17 protein-coding genes are annotated in these 15,963 nt (G+C 50.7%); 11 read left to right on the top strand and 6 right to left on the bottom strand.

The window, feature by feature from the left end:
- Positions 1–8: 8 nt before the first annotated feature.
- The 5 genes from rlpA to lipA all read left to right on the top strand — a co-directional run bounded on the left by rlpA (position 9) and on the right by lipA (position 4,770).
- Positions 9–1,118: an endolytic peptidoglycan transglycosylase RlpA gene (gene rlpA, locus C2U43_RS07120; protein ID WP_057067704.1), complete on the top strand. Its 1,110-nt coding sequence runs from the start codon at positions 9–11 to the stop codon at positions 1,116–1,118.
- 142 nt (positions 1,119–1,260) lie between these two features.
- The gene (dacA, locus tag C2U43_RS07115) at positions 1,261–2,472 is read left to right on the top strand and encodes a D-alanyl-D-alanine carboxypeptidase DacA (RefSeq protein WP_003022711.1); all 1,212 of its coding nucleotides are present in this window, start codon (positions 1,261–1,263) and stop codon (positions 2,470–2,472) included.
- Positions 2,473–2,578: 106 nt separating this feature from the next.
- Complete coding sequence (ybeD, locus tag C2U43_RS07110) at positions 2,579–2,842, top strand: DUF493 family protein YbeD (RefSeq protein WP_003022706.1); 264 nt, start codon at positions 2,579–2,581, stop codon at positions 2,840–2,842.
- Between the two features lie 114 nt (positions 2,843–2,956).
- Positions 2,957–3,598: a lipoyl(octanoyl) transferase LipB gene (gene lipB, locus C2U43_RS07105; RefSeq protein ID WP_003831286.1), complete on the top strand. Its 642-nt coding sequence runs from the start codon at positions 2,957–2,959 to the stop codon at positions 3,596–3,598.
- A gap of 206 nt (positions 3,599–3,804) precedes the next feature.
- The gene (gene lipA / locus C2U43_RS07100) at positions 3,805–4,770 is read left to right on the top strand and encodes a lipoyl synthase (RefSeq protein WP_003022702.1); all 966 of its coding nucleotides are present in this window, start codon (positions 3,805–3,807) and stop codon (positions 4,768–4,770) included.
- 98 nt (positions 4,771–4,868) lie between these two features.
- On the opposite strand, the gene tatE is transcribed toward lipA, so the two are convergent.
- A complete protein-coding gene (tatE, locus tag C2U43_RS07095) occupies positions 4,869–5,072 on the bottom strand; it encodes a twin-arginine translocase subunit TatE (protein ID WP_003022699.1) in 204 nt (67 codons plus the stop codon).
- Between the two features lie 128 nt (positions 5,073–5,200).
- Positions 5,201–5,989 (bottom strand): deaminated glutathione amidase, encoded by a 789-nt coding sequence (locus C2U43_RS07090; RefSeq protein ID WP_008784083.1) that lies wholly within the window; start codon positions 5,987–5,989, stop codon positions 5,201–5,203.
- A gap of 90 nt (positions 5,990–6,079) precedes the next feature.
- Here C2U43_RS07090 and crcB point away from each other — a divergent pair, with 90 nt between their 5' ends.
- Entirely contained in the window at positions 6,080–6,463 is a 384-nt protein-coding gene (gene crcB / locus C2U43_RS07085; protein ID WP_003831281.1) for a fluoride efflux transporter CrcB, read from the top strand.
- Between the two features lie 52 nt (positions 6,464–6,515).
- Here the strand turns inward: crcB and cspE are convergent, their stop codons facing one another.
- Positions 6,516–6,725, bottom strand: coding sequence for a transcription antiterminator/RNA stability regulator CspE (gene cspE, locus C2U43_RS07080; RefSeq protein WP_000034825.1), 210 nt, complete (start codon positions 6,723–6,725; stop codon positions 6,516–6,518).
- A 189-nt stretch (positions 6,726–6,914) separates the two neighbouring features.
- Entirely contained in the window at positions 6,915–7,478 is a 564-nt protein-coding gene (pagP, locus tag C2U43_RS07075; protein ID WP_103284871.1) for a lipid IV(A) palmitoyltransferase PagP, read from the bottom strand.
- A 462-nt stretch (positions 7,479–7,940) separates the two neighbouring features.
- Between pagP and dcuC the strand changes: the two genes are divergently transcribed.
- Positions 7,941–9,326: an anaerobic C4-dicarboxylate transporter DcuC gene (dcuC, locus tag C2U43_RS07070; protein WP_003022136.1), complete on the top strand. Its 1,386-nt coding sequence runs from the start codon at positions 7,941–7,943 to the stop codon at positions 9,324–9,326.
- Positions 9,327–9,442: 116 nt separating this feature from the next.
- On the opposite strand, the gene dpiA is transcribed toward dcuC, so the two are convergent.
- Both dpiA and dpiB read right to left on the bottom strand, forming a co-directional pair.
- Positions 9,443–10,123: a two-component response regulator DpiA gene (gene dpiA / locus C2U43_RS07065; RefSeq protein WP_003831279.1), complete on the bottom strand. Its 681-nt coding sequence runs from the start codon at positions 10,121–10,123 to the stop codon at positions 9,443–9,445.
- Complete coding sequence (gene dpiB / locus C2U43_RS07060) at positions 10,092–11,753, bottom strand: sensor histidine kinase DpiB (RefSeq protein WP_008784080.1); 1,662 nt, start codon at positions 11,751–11,753, stop codon at positions 10,092–10,094. Before dpiB ends, dpiA begins: the two co-directional genes overlap by 32 nt.
- 391 nt (positions 11,754–12,144) lie before the next feature.
- Here dpiB and citC point away from each other — a divergent pair, with 391 nt between their 5' ends.
- The 4 genes from citC to citF are packed head-to-tail and all read left to right on the top strand — an operon-like array spanning position 12,145 to position 15,961.
- On the top strand, positions 12,145–13,221 hold the full coding sequence (citC, locus tag C2U43_RS07055; protein WP_103284870.1) for a [citrate (pro-3S)-lyase] ligase: 1,077 nt from the start codon (positions 12,145–12,147) through the stop codon (positions 13,219–13,221).
- Entirely contained in the window at positions 13,218–13,514 is a 297-nt protein-coding gene (citD, locus tag C2U43_RS07050) for a citrate lyase acyl carrier protein (protein WP_003831276.1), read from the top strand. The genes citC and citD overlap by 4 nt, the downstream gene beginning before the upstream one ends.
- Positions 13,511–14,419 (top strand): aldolase/citrate lyase family protein, encoded by a 909-nt coding sequence (locus tag C2U43_RS07045; RefSeq protein WP_003831275.1) that lies wholly within the window; start codon positions 13,511–13,513, stop codon positions 14,417–14,419. The genes citD and C2U43_RS07045 overlap by 4 nt, the downstream gene beginning before the upstream one ends.
- A 9-nt stretch (positions 14,420–14,428) precedes the next feature.
- Entirely contained in the window at positions 14,429–15,961 is a 1,533-nt protein-coding gene (citF, locus tag C2U43_RS07040; protein ID WP_003831274.1) for a citrate lyase subunit alpha, read from the top strand.
- Positions 15,962–15,963: the final 2 nt, after the last annotated feature.

Here is a 15,963-nt window from a genome sequence, read left to right as displayed (position 1 = left end):
GGTACGCAATGCGTAAGCAGTGGCTTGGTATCTGCATCGCAGCAGGAATGCTCGCGGCGTGTTCGAGTGATGATGGTCAGCAACAGGGTGCTGTCGCGCCGCAGCCTGCGGTGTGTAATGGTCCGATTGTTGAAATCAGCGGGGCCGATCCGCGCTTTGAACCCCTGAACCCAACGGCGAATCAGGACTATCAGCGTGATGGTAAGAGCTACAAAATCGTCCAGGACCCTTCCCGCTTTAGCCAGGCAGGGCTTGCCGCTATCTATGATGCGGAACCCGGAAGCAACTTAACCGCGTCTGGTGAAGCGTTCGACCCGATGCAGTTAACTGCAGCGCATCCGACGCTGCCAGTCCCAAGCTATGCCAGAATAACTAACCTGGCAAATGGCAGGATGATTGTCGTGCGCATTAACGATCGCGGCCCTTATGGCAACGATCGCGTGATTTCACTTTCACGTGCAGCAGCCGACCGTCTGAATACCTCCAACAATACCAAAGTGCGTATCGACCCGATCATCGTCGCCCAGGATGGTTCATTGTCCGGGCCGGGAATGGCTTGTACCACGGTAGCGAAACAAACCTATGCCCTGCCCGCGCGTCCTGATTTAAGCGGCGGTGGCAGTATGGGCAGCATGCCTGCACCATCGGATGTGGGTCAGCCGCAAGGCGATATTCGTCCGATCAGCAATTCCACGTTGAAAAGCGATGATACTACCGGTGCGCCAGTGAACAGCAGTGGATTCCTCGGTGCGCCGACCACGCTCGCTGCAGGCGTGCTGGAAGGTAGCGAGCCGACTCCGGCTCCGCAACCGACCACCACCGCACCGGTAACGCCAACCGCACCAGCAGCAACACCAGCCGCCGTCGCTGCACCTGCGCCAGCGGCAGTAGCCAACGGACGCTACGTGGTTCAGGTTGGCGCAGTCAGCGAGCAGTCGCGTGCGCAGCAGTATCAAAAACGTTTAAGCCAGCAATTTGGCGTCCCAGGTCGGGTGGTACAAAACGGCGCAGTCTGGCGTATCCAGATGGGGCCGTTCGCCAGCAAAGCTGAAGCCTCCACATTGCAGCAGCGTCTTCAAGCCGAGGCGCAATTACAGTCCTTCATCACCGGCGTGTAATAACGTAAATCAGGTATCTGAACTGTCAGTTTCTGTAAATGACATTAACAAAGTCACGCGGAAAGTCAGATGCCTGCCCGTTTTGCATTTGCTATAGTAGGGCACTTTTTTTAATTTCATCACGGACGTCGTAGTTCAGACCATGAAGACCACTTTTTCCGCTCGTTTCGTGCAGCGTATGGCGCTCACCGCGGCTCTCTGCGCAGCTTCTCTCTCTGCTGCCCATGCCGATGACCTGAATATTAAAACCATGATCCCGGGTGTTCCGCAGATCGATGCGGAGTCATATATCCTGATTGATTACAATTCAGGCAAAGTTCTGGCAGAACAGAACGCTGACACTCGCCGCGACCCCGCCAGTCTGACCAAAATGATGACCAGCTACGTCATCGGCCAGGCGATGAAAGCCGGGAAATTCAAAGAAACCGATCTGGTCACCGTCGGCAATGACGCATGGGCTACAGGTAACCCGGTCTTTAAAGGTTCATCGTTGATGTTCCTGAAGCCAGGAATGCAGGTTCCTGTTTCTCAGCTTATCCGTGGTATCAACCTGCAATCCGGGAATGACGCGTGCGTGGCAATGGCGGACTTCGCAGCCGGTAGCCAGGATGCTTTCGTCGGTCTGATGAACAGCTATGTGAACGCGCTGGGCCTGAAAAACACCCACTTCCAGACCGTTCATGGTCTCGATGCTGACGGTCAATACAGCTCGGCTCGCGACATGGCGATGATTGGTCAGGCGCTGATTCGCGACGTGCCTAACGAATACTCTATCTATAAAGAAAAAGAGTTCACCTTTAACGGCATCCGTCAGTTAAACCGTAACGGCCTGCTGTGGGATAACAGCCTGAATGTCGACGGTATCAAAACCGGTCATACCGACAAGGCTGGCTATAACCTCGTTGCATCCGCAACCGAAGGCCAGATGCGTCTGATCTCCGCCGTCATGGGTGGCCGCACCTATAAAGGTCGCGAAACCGAAAGTAAAAAACTGCTGACCTGGGGCTTCCGTTTCTTTGAAACCGTGAACCCACTGAAAGTCGGTAAAGAGTTTGCTTCTGAGCCCGCCTGGTTTGGTAACACCGATCGTGCATCGTTAGGCGTAGATAAAGATGTCTACCTGACTATTCCGCGCGGCCGCATGAAAGATCTGAAAGCAAGCTATGTGCTGAACACCACGGAACTGCACGCACCACTGCAGAAAAACCAGGTTGTCGGCACCATCAACTTCCAGCTGGATGGCAAAACCATTGAGCAGCGCCCGCTGGTAGTCCTGCAGGAAATCCCTGAAGGCAACTTCTTTGGGAAAATCATTGATTACATTAAATTAATGTTCCATCACTGGTTTGGCTAAAAATCGAACACTTGAAAGTGTGATTTACGTCCCCATATACTAGGTATCCAGATAACTCCCACGCGCTGTGGGAGTTATTATTTATTGATGTAACGCCGGAGCTGACATGAAAACCAAACTTAACGAACTGCTTGAATTCCCTACTCCATTTACTTACAAAGTAATGGGGCAGGCGTTGCCTGAGCTGGTTGATCAGGTGGTTGAAGTGGTACAGCGCCATGCGCCAGGTGATTACTCTCCGACGGTAAAACCGAGCAGCAAAGGCAACTACCACTCGGTCTCAATCACTATTACTGCTACACACATTGAGCAGGTTGAAACGCTGTACGAAGAATTAGGCAATATCGATATCGTACGCATGGTACTGTAAAAACCTGTTGGTTACCCGCTGCATCCCCGCTCGGGTAACCCCTCCCCCCTGTGATATACTTTTCCCCCTCTTTTATATTCTCTACTCTATGTGAGTATCTACGGAGATGCCGTTTTGTATCAGGATAAAATTCTTGTCCGCCAGCTCGGTCTTCAACCTTACGAGCCAGTTTCTCTGGCCATGCACGAATTCACCGATACCCGCGATGAAAACAGTTATGACGAAATCTGGCTGGTAGAGCATTATCCTGTTTTTACCCAGGGTCAGGCAGGTAAAGCAGAGCACGTACTGATGCCGGGAGATATTCCGGTGATCCAGAGCGATCGTGGCGGTCAGGTGACTTATCACGGGCCGGGCCAGCAGGTCATGTATGTGCTGTTGAACCTGAAGCGTCGTAAACTTGGCGTTCGCGAACTGGTTACGCTGCTGGAGCAAACCGTTGTGAATACCCTTGCGGAAATCGGTATTGACGCCCACCCGCGAGCCGATGCACCAGGCGTATACGTTGGAGAGAAGAAAATCTGCTCTTTGGGGTTACGTATTCGTAAAGGTTGTTCATTTCACGGCTTAGCGCTCAATGTGGATATGGACTTGTCGCCTTTCCTGCGTATCAATCCTTGTGGTTATGCCGGAATGGAAATGGCGAAGGTATCGCAGTGGGATAGCACAGCCACGACCGAGAGCATTCGCCCAAGGCTGCTGGCCAACATTCTGGCGCTGTTGGGTAACCCACCGCACGAGTACATCGCGGACTGAAAATACGCGCATACTTTGCCACGGCATATGTTGTGGCAAATGGCACAAAACAACAACTATTTTACATTTTGCCAGCCTGTCAGGCTGCTTTCTGGCCCGTTTCAATGATATACTGCGTATCACTAATTCAAAAATAGTTGATAAATGCAACATTCCCTTGAATTGAAACGCTTTCCTTCGTAATTCGCAACTGGAACACGCAAGCTATGAGTAAACCCATTGTGATGGAACGCGGTGTTAAATACCGCGATGCCGATAAGATGGCTCTTATCCCGGTAAAAAATGTGGCAACAGAGCGTGAAGCCCTGCTGCGTAAACCGGAATGGATGAAAATAAAACTGCCAGCGGACTCCACTCGCATCCAGGGCATCAAAGCGGCAATGCGCAAAAATGGCCTGCACTCTGTCTGCGAAGAAGCTTCCTGCCCTAACCTGGCTGAATGTTTCAATCACGGAACTGCAACCTTTATGATCCTCGGCGCAATCTGTACCCGCCGTTGCCCATTCTGTGACGTTGCCCATGGCCGTCCGGTTGCTCCTGATGCTAACGAGCCGTTAAAACTTGCTCAGACGATTGCTGACATGGCGCTGCGGTATGTCGTCATTACCTCCGTTGACCGCGACGATCTGCGTGACGGCGGTGCTCAGCACTTTGCTGACTGCATCACCGCTATTCGTGAGAAAAGCCCGTCGATTAAAATCGAAACGCTGGTGCCTGACTTCCGTGGTCGTATGGATCGTGCGCTGGATATCCTCACGGCCACCCCGCCGGATGTGTTTAACCACAACCTCGAAAACGTACCACGTATTTATCGCAATGTTCGTCCAGGTGCTGACTACAACTGGTCACTGAAGCTTCTGGAACGTTTCAAGGAAGCGCACCCGGAGATTCCGACCAAATCAGGTCTGATGGTCGGTCTGGGCGAAACCAATGCGGAAATCATTGAGGTCATGCGTGACCTGCGCAGTCATGGTGTAACCATGTTGACGCTGGGGCAGTATTTACAGCCAAGCCGCCATCACCTGCCGGTTCAACGCTATGTGAGCCCGGATGAGTTCGATGAGATGAAAGCCGAAGCTATGGCAATGGGCTTTACCCATGCAGCCTGCGGTCCATTCGTTCGCTCTTCATACCATGCTGACATGCAGGCCAAAGGGCTGGAAGTGAAGTAATCGTGTAATACTCACTTACATATCAGCAATAAAAAAACCGGCAAATTGCCGGTTTTTTTTCATGCAGAGTATGCAGTAAGAGCATCATGCTCCTGACATTACTCTTTATGAGAAAGCTTCTCAGCCTGAACGCTACCATCAGCATCTTTCTTAGCATCGGCATTATCGTCGTTCATTGCTTTCTTGAAGCCCTTAATTGCCGTTCCCAGGTCTCCACCCAGTGTACGTAACTTCTTGGTACCAAACAGCAGAACAACCAGTGCGGCAACCACCAGCAGTTTGGTAATACTAATCTCACCCATAGATACCTTCTTGACTTAAACCAGGCTGCATAAAGCGCCATATTAACCTGAGAATATTAACGGCCTTTCGACGCGCGCACACAATAGCAATCTGTAACAAGGTGAATCAAGCCTTGTTTAAAAAAACGTCATAATAATTGCGGTGGCGCAAAGCGTCGGTTACTTAACACCGGGAGTTGTGCCCTAACCTGCCTCACCCGCTCGGCGGAAACCTCGGCCATAATTAGCGCGGGCGTTTCTGCCGCAGCAGCAATGGTCACACCAAAGGGGTCGATGACCCTGCTTTGGCCGATATTCTTGTTACCGCACTCTCCCGCCGCAATCAAGTAACACGTCGCGTCTAACGCTCTTGCCGCCAAAAGCGTAGCCCAGTGATGCTCTTTAAGCGATCCCCGAACCCAGGCTGCGGGTAAGACAAGAATTTCCGCTCCCTGCAATGCGTGCGCCAGCGCCAACTCAGGAAAGCGCAGATCATAACAGGTCATTAACCCTACTTTTAACCCGTCTACGTCCAGCAGCGGCGCTATGGCGTCCCCTGCATCCACATTTCGTGACTCCTGAATCGAAAAGGCATCATAGAGATGTAATTTAGCGTAATGGGCCACGACCTGACCTGCCCGTAGCGCCACCAGCATGTTAAACGCCCGGCCTGGCACAGAAGGAACATGAATCGTCAGGATTGTCGTCATCTCGTTTTGCGCGCTTTCTCGCAGCAAGCGCGTCAAAAATCCGCCCTCCAGCAGTTGAGCTGATTTCACTGACAGGTCTGGGTCCAGATCGTCACGGGCCAGAAGCGCCTCCGGTAATACCAACAGCGACGCCCCCTCTCCTGCAGCCTGTGACATCAAAAAGACGCAGGTTTCTGCATTTTTTTCCCATGAAGGTCCCACGGCAAATTGCCCTGCTGCAACGAACATATTCCCTCCAGAAAACGTTGTTAGGCTCGCCAACTACGATTATTCAGCGTTACACTCATCCTATATACAATCAAATAGCAGGATTATGCAGTGTTACAACTCCTTTTAGCGGTTTTTATCGGTGGTGGTACAGGTAGTGTAGCAAGATGGATGTTGAGCATGAGGTTTAACCCGCTACATCAGGCCATCCCATTCGGTACACTGGCTGCAAACTTACTTGGCGCATTTATCATTGGTATGGGTCTGGCGTGGTTTAATCGCATGACTAACATTGATCCAATGTGGAAGGTACTGATTACCACTGGCTTTTGCGGGGGACTAACAACGTTTTCCACTTTCTCAGCTGAGGTGGTGTTTTTGCTACAGGAAGGACGCTTTGGTTGGGCTATGGTGAATGTACTGGTTAATCTGTTGGGATCATTTGCGATGACCGCCCTGGCATTCTGGCTGGTTTCGGCCTCTCCCGCTCACTGAAGCGAAAAAAAACCCGCAATTAAGCGGGTTTTGAATGCTTGCTGTCGTATGCTTACAGAGCGATTACGTTTGCAGCAGAAGGGCCTTTGGCACCGTTAGTGATTTCGAACTCTACACGCTGACCTTCAGCCAGAGTTTTAAAACCATTGGTCTGGATTGCAGAGAAGTGTACGAACACGTCTTTGCTGCCATCTTCCGGAGTAATGAAACCGAATCCTTTGGACTCATTAAACCACTTAACGTTACCTTTAATCTTAGACATCAAAATTACCTTTACATGAAAAATAGACACAAATGCTGTGTCGGGTATCAGTACAACAATTGTGGTGGACTTTGTCCAGTCGAACTTTATCAAAAAGTGATAAATGTCGCGTTATTTTTCAGTTAAAGTTAATATCACACTGTTTTTAAAAGACTTTTTAATAATCCACCTGACAATACAGGTAGTCCATCAAAACTGGAAACGCATCCATGCAAAGTAGACGTTACCGTTGTTGTACGTTCCCGGAATGTAGGTCATCTGGAACGTTGCCGGACCATACCCTATCGATGCCAGCGGTAACAGCACGGGAACCGGAATGTAGTTCCAGTTATCGCGTGCGGTAAAACCAGCGGTAAAACCGAGACCTGTATGAAAATTTTCATCTGCCAGCGGTCGCCAGGTTTTTTCCCAGCCATAACCACCAATGGGTTCCCATTTATTGTAGGAATCCTTAAAGGCCATTATATAAAGCCCGTGCCAGTTACCTTTATCATCCCAACGGGATTGACCAAAGCCCGCCCCCCATGGGCGTTCATTGTAGCGATCCGTTTTTTCTTTATCGTAGGCAAAGCGTGCATGCCAGGTAATAGCCGGCACGTACAGATCATAATGTTCTGGCTGCTGCCAGGTTTCACTGACATTGTCTTTAAAAGTAGCGAACCAGCCTTTATCTTCAGCAACTCCATGGGGAATGGATGCTAACTGAATAAAAAGAAATGAAAAAATGAGAAAATATCGTTTAGCGACAATCACAACTTAATTACCATCCTGGGATTTATTATTAATTGTAGCAAACCCAACCTTAATGTTAGCTTAACAAAAATGCGCAGCTAAAAAATCAGAATAATCCTCAGCCTATAATTTTTAAGATAATTATCCATGAGTTTATTGAGCCATCTAATAGGAACTATTTTCTCTTTATTGCCAATAAATTGTTCTTTCCTGCGAAAAAAGTTAAATATCATCACAATAAATTAACAATTAATATTCATCATTGCCACAAAACACACACATCAGCGCTGCGCTTCACAGTTTCTTATTGTGAGATTCTTTTTTAAACCGCGATGCTGAAAAAACGGCTTAACCATCGCTTGAATCCGTATTTTTATTGATTTTAATCAGCAAGAGTTATCGGTTTATTAGGCACATTCTGTCACCACTTTTTACTTTTTTTAGTTTTTTTACTTTCTGGGCAGCAATGCGACAGGGGAAACGATGTTGACATTTATTGAACTCCTTATTGGGGTTGTGGTTATTGTGGGTGTAGCGCGCTACATCATTAAAGGTTATTCCGCGACAGGCGTACTGTTTGTTGGTGGTCTGGTTTTGCTGATTATCAGTGCGCTGATGGGGCATAAAGTTTTGCCGTCCAGCGCGGCATCAACGGGCTATACGGCAACAGACATTGTTGAATATATTAAAATTTTGCTGATGAGCCGTGGTGGCGATCTCGGCATGATGATCATGATGCTGTGTGGTTTTGCCGCTTATATGACCCACATTGGCGCGAACGATATGGTCGTTAAGCTGGCCTCCAAGCCTCTGCAATACATCAACTCACCTTATCTGCTAATGATTGCCGCCTATTTTGTCGCCTGCCTGATGTCACTGGCGGTTTCGTCAGCAACCGGTCTGGGCGTATTGCTGATGGCAACACTGTTCCCGGTCATGGTTAACGTTGGGATCAGCCGTGGCGCCGCAGCGGCCATTTGTGCCTCCCCTGCTGCAATTATTCTTTCACCAACATCCGGTGATGTGGTGCTGGCGGCAAAAGCTGCGGAAATGCCGCTGATCGATTTCGCCTTTAAAACCACGCTGCCAATTTCCATTGCCGCCATCATTGCTATGGCGATTGCCCACTTTTTCTGGCAGCGTTTTCTGGATAAAAAAGAGAACATTTCTCATGAAATGTTAGATGTGGCTGAAATCACCACGACTGCTCCGTCATTTTACGCCATTCTGCCGTTTACCCCGATTGTTGGCGTCCTGATTTTTGATGGTAAATGGGGTCCACAGCTGCATATCATTACGATTCTGGTTCTGTGCATGCTCATCGCGGCTATTCTGGAGTTCGTACGTGGGTTCAACACCCAAAAGGTTTTCTCTGGTCTGGAAGTCGCTTACCGTGGCATGGCGGATGCCTTTGCTAACGTGGTGATGTTGTTAGTCGCTGCGGGTGTTTTTGCCCAGGGCCTGAGCACAATCGGCTTTATTCAGAGTCTGATTTCTATCGCCACCTCGTTTGGTTCGGCGAGCATTATTCTGATGATGGTGCTGGTGATCCTGACTATGCTGGCGGCAATGACTACGGGTTCCGGTAACGCTCCGTTCTATGCCTTCGTTGAGATGATCCCTAAGCTGGCGCATTCCTCCGGCATTAACCCAGCTTACCTTGTTATCCCGATGCTGCAGGCGTCAAACCTTGGACGCACAATCTCCCCGGTCTCCGGCGTGGTGGTTGCTGTTGCAGGTATGGCGAAGATTTCTCCGTTCGAAGTGGTGAAACGTACCTCGGTTCCGGTTCTGGTTGGGTTGTTGGTTGTGATTATCGCAACTGAAGTGATGGTACCAGGCTCTTCTTCAGCCGTCGTTGGCGGCTGATACTCAGAGAAATATAGGCCGGATAAGGCATTCACGCCGCATCCGGCATTTCGACTGCAACGTTGCCGGATGTCGATGCTAAAGCATCTTATCCGGCCTACGTCAGAAATCAGCATTTAGCCGCCGTGATAGATACGCTGCGGCCTACCCACCTTACCGTGAATAATCTCCGCAATAATCAAATGTCGGCTGGCACAGTACTCCAGGTAACGTCTGGAAGTCGTTCGGCTGATAGTGAGCGCCTGGGCGATCGTTTCTGCTGTATGGTGTACCGTCGGATCGGCAAATAATTTCAGCACTGCATTCAGCGTTAAGGCATCAATCCCAGTCGGTAAATCCCCTTTCGGCTCGCCCCGCGCGTAGGCATTAAACATCTCATCTATCTGCTTTTGACTGGCGCTATCATTACCCGCCAACATGCGTCGACGCTGTTGATAACGTGTCAACGTCTGTCCCAGTCGCTCGTAGGCAATGGGTTTGACCAGGTAATCAAACGCGCCGCTGCGCACAGCTTCGGAGACTGTTTCCATGTCGCTGGCCGCCGTGGTAAACACCACACCGCCCGGATAACGCGCCTGGGTTAGCTCATGCAATAAGGTAATTCCCTTGCCGTCCGGCAAGTAGTTATCGAGCAGAATCAAACCGGGCTTAAAACGCTCAATCATCATCCTCGCCTGCGCAAGATTACCCGCCAGCCAAATCTGGCTGAAGCCGGGTATATGGCGGATATATTCAGCATGCATTTCCGCCAGTAGCGTTTCATCCTCAACGATCAATAGCGTTAATGGTTCCGTCATTGTTTTTTTTCACTTTCGGAAGAAATAAAGAAAATAAGGTGCCGCAGGGGGAGTTATCTTCGAGCGTAATCACCCCGTCACAGCGCCTCACATAACTTGCAATAAGATACAAACCGATGCCATGTTCACCTGGTTCATCGGTACGGGTGCTCACACCCTGTTCAAATATTTTTTCACGCAATGCTTCCGGCACACCGCATCCCTGATCGGCAACTTCGATGATCACGTCATCCCCTTCATCGCTCAAATAGAGTTCGACGACCTTGTTGCCTTGCTGGGTGCGCAAGCTCGCTTCAAATGCATTATCAAGCAGATTGCCAACAATTGCTGCAAACTCTGTGCTATCCAGCCCCTCGGGGAGTTGATGCAGTTGGCTGCCCGGAACAATAGTCATGGTGAGACCCAGTTCCCGCGCGCGCTGCACCTTGCCAAACAACAGACCGGCTACCTGACGATCGGCAAACGCGCCGCGCAGGCTGTCAATCAGTTGCTGTTGCGCCTGGGATTCTCCCTGCACCATGGCCAGAACCTTGTCATACTCTTTCATTTGCAGCAGACCATTGATGGTCGACATCCAGTTCAGGTGCTCATGACGCAGCGTCCTCAGGCTCTCTACATACTGTTTGATTTGCGTTAACTGCGCATTAAGAGTAGCAATTTCATCTTTACTACGAAAACTGATGATTGCCCCAAGCAGTTCGTCACCGGAGCGAATCGCCTCACGGTTGGCGATAACGCTCAGTCCATTAAAGTTGACCATCGCGTCCTGTCGTTTTTCCGCAATCTGTTGGGTGAAAAAGTCCGCTGGCTGAACCACCTCACTCACCGGTTTTCCAAGCCACTTTCTCCCAGGTGAAGACAGCCCCAGCATTTTCCTCGCACTGCGGTTTATTGCGGTGATATATCCATCAGGATCCACGGCAATCAATCCTTCATATACCGAGCTGAACAACGCTTCCTGCTGACGTACCACACGCGCAATTTGTTTCGGTTCCATCCCCAACATCTGCCGACGAATATGGGCAGCGAAAAACCAGGAGAGCAGCATAAGTACCAGCAACAGCAGGATAAACACACCGGCCATCGGGAGTAAGAAGTCCGATCGCCAGCTATCGATTTTGCTGATCAGATAACCAATTGAGACTACGCCAATGATTTTGCCATCGTCATCAAAGATGGGCGTTTTAGCGCGCATTGCCATCCCGATGGATCCTTTACCGGTAATAAAGTAGCTCTCCCCTTTTTCCAGCGCACCGGGTTTGGTGAACTGCATCGGATAGCCAATCTTTTCCGGGTTCGGATGATATAGACGAATTGAGTTGGTATCCCCGATAACCACATAGTCGAAGTCAGTTCCGCTCTGCAGTTTGTCGGCAATCGTCGCCAACCGCTTGTAATCACGATGCTTAACCGCTGTGATGATACTGTCGTTAGAGGCGATGATTTTGGCCTGATTCATTGCCATATCGCGGACATGCGTTGCCAGATAATCTTCAAAGCTGGCGGTGAAGTATTGTGCCAGGGCGGCGATGATAAAAACAGAAACGACCAGAATGAGCAGAAAGATACGTAAAGGAAACGCCAGACTGCGGAAAAAAGGAAACCGTGTTTTATTTTTCTGTTCTGCCATCACATTTTTCCTCACCGACGTTAACTAAAACTAATTTCTCATTGTAGTTGTAATTAAAATGTTCTATTTACACGTTATGGTATAAAACAAGATCGTTGCAGATTCCCCACCTTAAATCAATTAAACAAATTAAAACCACACCTTATTTTAGGGTTAAATTAATTAAAAAACTTAAAACCATAAAACACATTAAAACCTTCTAACTTATTGTGAAATAAATCAAAAATTACCTCCAAAATACCCCTTACGATGTATGCAGCAGGGAAAAAAAGAAATACTCCGTAATAAAAAACCATTCCCTTCAATTGCAAACAAAACGTTATCAGGTTGCTAAACAGAGCAACAAAAACAGAAACCCAGTAACAAATATAGCATCGGGGCTCTATTCACTATGTTCGGTAATAATATATTCACGCAAGTTAAACGCTCAGAAAATAAAAAGATGGCGGCTATCGCGCAATTTCTGAAAGAGAATGATTTGAGCGTAGATACGACCGTCGAAGTATTTATCACCGTCACCCGTGACGACCGTCTGATTGCCTGCGGTGGTATCGCTGGGAATATTATTAAGTGTGTCGCAATCTGTGAATCTGTCCGCGGCGAGGGTTTAGCGCTGGCGCTGGCGACTGAGTTAATCAACCTTGCCTATGAACGCCATTGTACGCACCTCTTCATCTATACCAAAACCGAGTACGAATCGCTGTTTAAACAGTGCGGTTTTTCTACGCTCACCAGCGTTCCCGGCATTATGGTATTGATGGAAAACAGCACCACACGTCTGAAACGCTACGCCGAATCACTGGCAAAACAGCGTCATGATGGGAAAAAAATTGGCTGTATCGTCATGAACGCCAACCCCTTCACCAACGGACACCGTTTTCTGATCCAACAGGCGGCCGCGCAATGTGACTGGCTGCATCTGTTTTTGGTGAAAGAAGATACCTCACGTTTTCCGTATGAAGACCGCCTGGATCTGGTGCTTAAAGGAACAAAAGACATTCCACGTTTAACCGTGCATCGCGGTTCGGAGTACATCATTTCCCGCGCCACGTTCCCGTGTTACTTCATCAAAGAGCAGAGCGTTATTAACCACTGCTACACCGAAATAGACCTGAAAATCTTCCGCCAGTATCTGGCTCCGGCTCTCGGAGTCACGCACCGCTTCGTCGGTACTGAGCCGTATTGCTCCGTCACCTCCCAGTACAACAACGATATGCGCTACTGGCTGGAGACCCCAACGCTTCCCGCCCCACCGATTGAACTGGTGGAAATTGAGCGGCTGTGTTTCCAGGAGATGCCGATTTCCGCCTCCTGGGTGCGCAAGCTGCTGGTTAAAAAAGATCTCACGGCTATCGCATCCCTGGTCCCTGACGCCACGCTGCAGTATCTGCAAAGCATGGTTGAACGAGCCTCATCGGGTGCGGCAGTCCGCCAAAATACCCCCGCATTAGCAACAGGTGAAAAATGAAAATAAACCAGGCAGCCGTCGCAGGCACACTCGAGTCCGGTGATGTGATGATTCGCATCGCCCCACTCGATTCGCAGGATATTGACCTGCAGGTTAACAGTAGCGTCGAAAAGCAGTTCGGTGATGCCATCCGGGCCACCATTCTGGACGTTCTGTCCCGCTACAACGTACGCGGCGTGCAATTGAATGTTGATGATAAAGGCGCACTGGACTGCATTTTACGTGCGCGACTGGAAGCACTACTGGCCCGCGCTGGCGGTATTCCGGCACTGCCATGGGAGGATTGCCAGTGATTTCCGAATCTTTGCAACAACGTAAAACCCGTACTCGCCGCAGCATGTTGTTCGTACCGGGCGCCAATGCCGCCATGGTCAGCAACTCGTTCATCTACCCGGCAGATGCACTGATGTTCGACCTGGAAGACTCCGTCGCGTTGCGTGAAAAAGATACCGCTCGCCGCATGGTGTACCACGCGCTGCAGCATCCGCTGTATCACGACGTTGAAACCATCGTGCGTGTAAACGCCCTCGACTCCGAATGGGGGATCAACGACCTTGAAGCCGTGGTACGTGGCGGTGCTGACATCGTACGTTTACCGAAGACCGATACCGCGCAGGATGTCATCGACATCGAAAGCGAAATTCTGCGTATCGAAAACGCCTGTGGCCGTGAGCCAGGCAGCACCGGTCTGTTAGCCGCCATCGAATCGCCGTTAGGCATTACCCGCGCGGTAGAAATTGCCCATGCTTCCGAACGTCTGATCGGTATTGCCCTGGGCGCGGAAGACTATGTACGTAACCTGCGCACTGAGCGCTCACCGGAAGGTACTGAACTGCTGTTTGCCCGCTGCTCTATTTTGCAGGCTGCACGTTCTGCCGGTATTCAGGCGTTCGACACCGTGTATTCCGATGCCAACAACGAAGCGGGTTTCCTGCACGAAGCCGCACACATCAAGCAGTTGGGTTTTGACGGCAAATCGCTCATCAACCCGCGCCAGATCGAACTCCTGCACAACCTGTACGCCCCAACGCGCAAAGAGCTGGCTCACGCCCGTCTGGTTGTGGAAGCCGCTGAAGCCGCTGCTCGCGAAGGTCGTGGCGTAGTTTCCCTGAACGGCAAAATGGTCGACAGCCCGGTTATCGAGCGCGCCCTTCTGGTTATCTCCCGTGCAGAACTTTCCGGCATTCGCGAAGAATAAGGCAAAAAAATGACGCAGAAAATCGAACAGTCTCAACGCCAGGATCGCGTGGCGACCTGGAGCCGTCATGCAGAAAGTGAGCTTTCCGCTTATCAGAGCACCGCAAAAGTAGAATTGCAGGCGCAAAAACCGCGCGACAAAAAGCTGTGCACTAACCTGGAAGACGCTATTCGTCGTTCAGGTTTACAGGATGGTATGACTATCTCTTTCCACCACGCTTTTCGTGGTGGCGATCTGACGATTAACCTGGTGATGGACGCCATCGCCAATATGGGCTTTAAAAATCTGACGCTGGCCTCCAGCTCTCTGAGCGACTGCCATGCTCCGCTGGTTGAGCACATCCGTCAGGGCGTGGTTAGCCGCATTTATACCTCCGGTCTGCGTGGTCCGCTGGCGGAAGAAATCTCACGTGGCCTGCTAGCCGAACCGGTACAAATTCACTCCCACGGTGGCCGTGTGCACCTGGTGCAAAGTGGCGAGCTCAGCATTGATGTGGCGTTCCTCGGCGTGCCGTCCTGCGACCAGTTTGGCAACGCCAACGGTTATACCGGTAAAGCGTGCTGCGGCTCACTAGGCTATGCCCGCGTAGACGCCGAAAACGCAAAACAGGTTGTCCTGCTGACTGAACAGCTGCTGACCTATCCGCATAACCCGGCCAGCATTACGCAGGATCAGGTAGATCTGATCGTGCAGATCGATCAGGTCGGCGATGCGGACAAAATTGGTGCCGATGCGACCCGCATGACCACCAACCCGCGTGAACTGTTAATCGCCCGTAGCGCGGCTGAGGTCATTGCTAATTCCGGCTACTTCAACGAAGGCTTCTCACTGCAGACAGGAACCGGCGGCGCCTCTCTGGCCGTTACGCGTTTCCTGGAAGACAAAATGCGCAGCCGCGATATCCGTGCCGACTTCGCGCTGGGCGGCATTACCGCTACCATCGTTGACCTGCACGAAAAAGGCCTGATTCGCAAACTGCTGGACGTTCAGAGTTTTGACCGTAACGCCGCGGAATCGCTGGCCCGCAATCCAAACCACATTGAGATCAGTGCCAACCAGTATGCCAACTGGGGCTCAAAAGGCGCATCCGTCGATCGTCTGGACGTCGTGGTGCTCAGCGCGCTGGAAGTTGATACCAGCTTCAACGTTAACGTACTGACCGGTTCTGACGGCGTACTGCGCGGCGCATCCGGTGGTCACTGCGATACCGCGGTTGCCGCTGCGCTGTCTATCATCGTCGCGCCGCTGGTTCGCGGACGCATCCCGACCCTGGTTGATAACGTGCTGACCTGCGTAACCCCAGGCTCCAGTGTTGACATTCTGGTCACCGACCACGGTATCGCCGTCAACCCTGCACGTCCGGAACTGGCAGAACGTCTGAAAGAAGCCGGTATGAAAGTGGTGTCCATTGAATGGCTGCGCGAACGTGCACAGCAGCTCACCGGTCAGCCACGCGCTATCGAATTCACTGACCGCGTGATTGCCGTTGTGCGTTACCGCGATGGTTCAGTGATTGACGTTGTGCATCAGGTGAAGGAATAAAC

Origin of the sequence: Citrobacter freundii complex sp. CFNIH9 (genome assembly GCF_002903305.1) — a bacterium.
Taxonomy (GTDB): Bacteria; Pseudomonadota; Gammaproteobacteria; order Enterobacterales; family Enterobacteriaceae; genus Citrobacter; species Citrobacter portucalensis.
The sequence above is the reverse complement of the archived record's forward strand: the minus strand, read 5'-3'. Positions and strand labels throughout refer to the sequence as shown.

Coding starts and splice junctions, on each gene's coding strand:
- rlpA (WP_057067704.1), top strand. CDS start 9: ATGCGTAAGCAGTGGCTTGGTATCTGCATCGCAGCAGGAATGCTCGCG.
- dacA (WP_003022711.1), top strand. CDS start 1,261: ATGAAGACCACTTTTTCCGCTCGTTTCGTGCAGCGTATGGCGCTCACC.
- ybeD (WP_003022706.1), top strand. CDS start 2,579: ATGAAAACCAAACTTAACGAACTGCTTGAATTCCCTACTCCATTTACT.
- lipA (WP_003022702.1), top strand. CDS start 3,805: ATGAGTAAACCCATTGTGATGGAACGCGGTGTTAAATACCGCGATGCC.
- tatE (WP_003022699.1), bottom strand. CDS start 5,072: ATGGGTGAGATTAGTATTACCAAACTGCTGGTGGTTGCCGCACTGGTT.
- C2U43_RS07090 (WP_008784083.1), bottom strand. CDS start 5,989: ATGTTCGTTGCAGCAGGGCAATTTGCCGTGGGACCTTCATGGGAAAAA.
- cspE (WP_000034825.1), bottom strand. CDS start 6,725: ATGTCTAAGATTAAAGGTAACGTTAAGTGGTTTAATGAGTCCAAAGGA.
- dcuC (WP_003022136.1), top strand. CDS start 7,941: ATGTTGACATTTATTGAACTCCTTATTGGGGTTGTGGTTATTGTGGGT.
- dpiA (WP_003831279.1), bottom strand. CDS start 10,123: ATGACGGAACCATTAACGCTATTGATCGTTGAGGATGAAACGCTACTG.
- dpiB (WP_008784080.1), bottom strand. CDS start 11,753: ATGGCAGAACAGAAAAATAAAACACGGTTTCCTTTTTTCCGCAGTCTG.
- citC (WP_103284870.1), top strand. CDS start 12,145: ATGTTCGGTAATAATATATTCACGCAAGTTAAACGCTCAGAAAATAAA.
- citD (WP_003831276.1), top strand. CDS start 13,218: ATGAAAATAAACCAGGCAGCCGTCGCAGGCACACTCGAGTCCGGTGAT.
- citF (WP_003831274.1), top strand. CDS start 14,429: ATGACGCAGAAAATCGAACAGTCTCAACGCCAGGATCGCGTGGCGACC.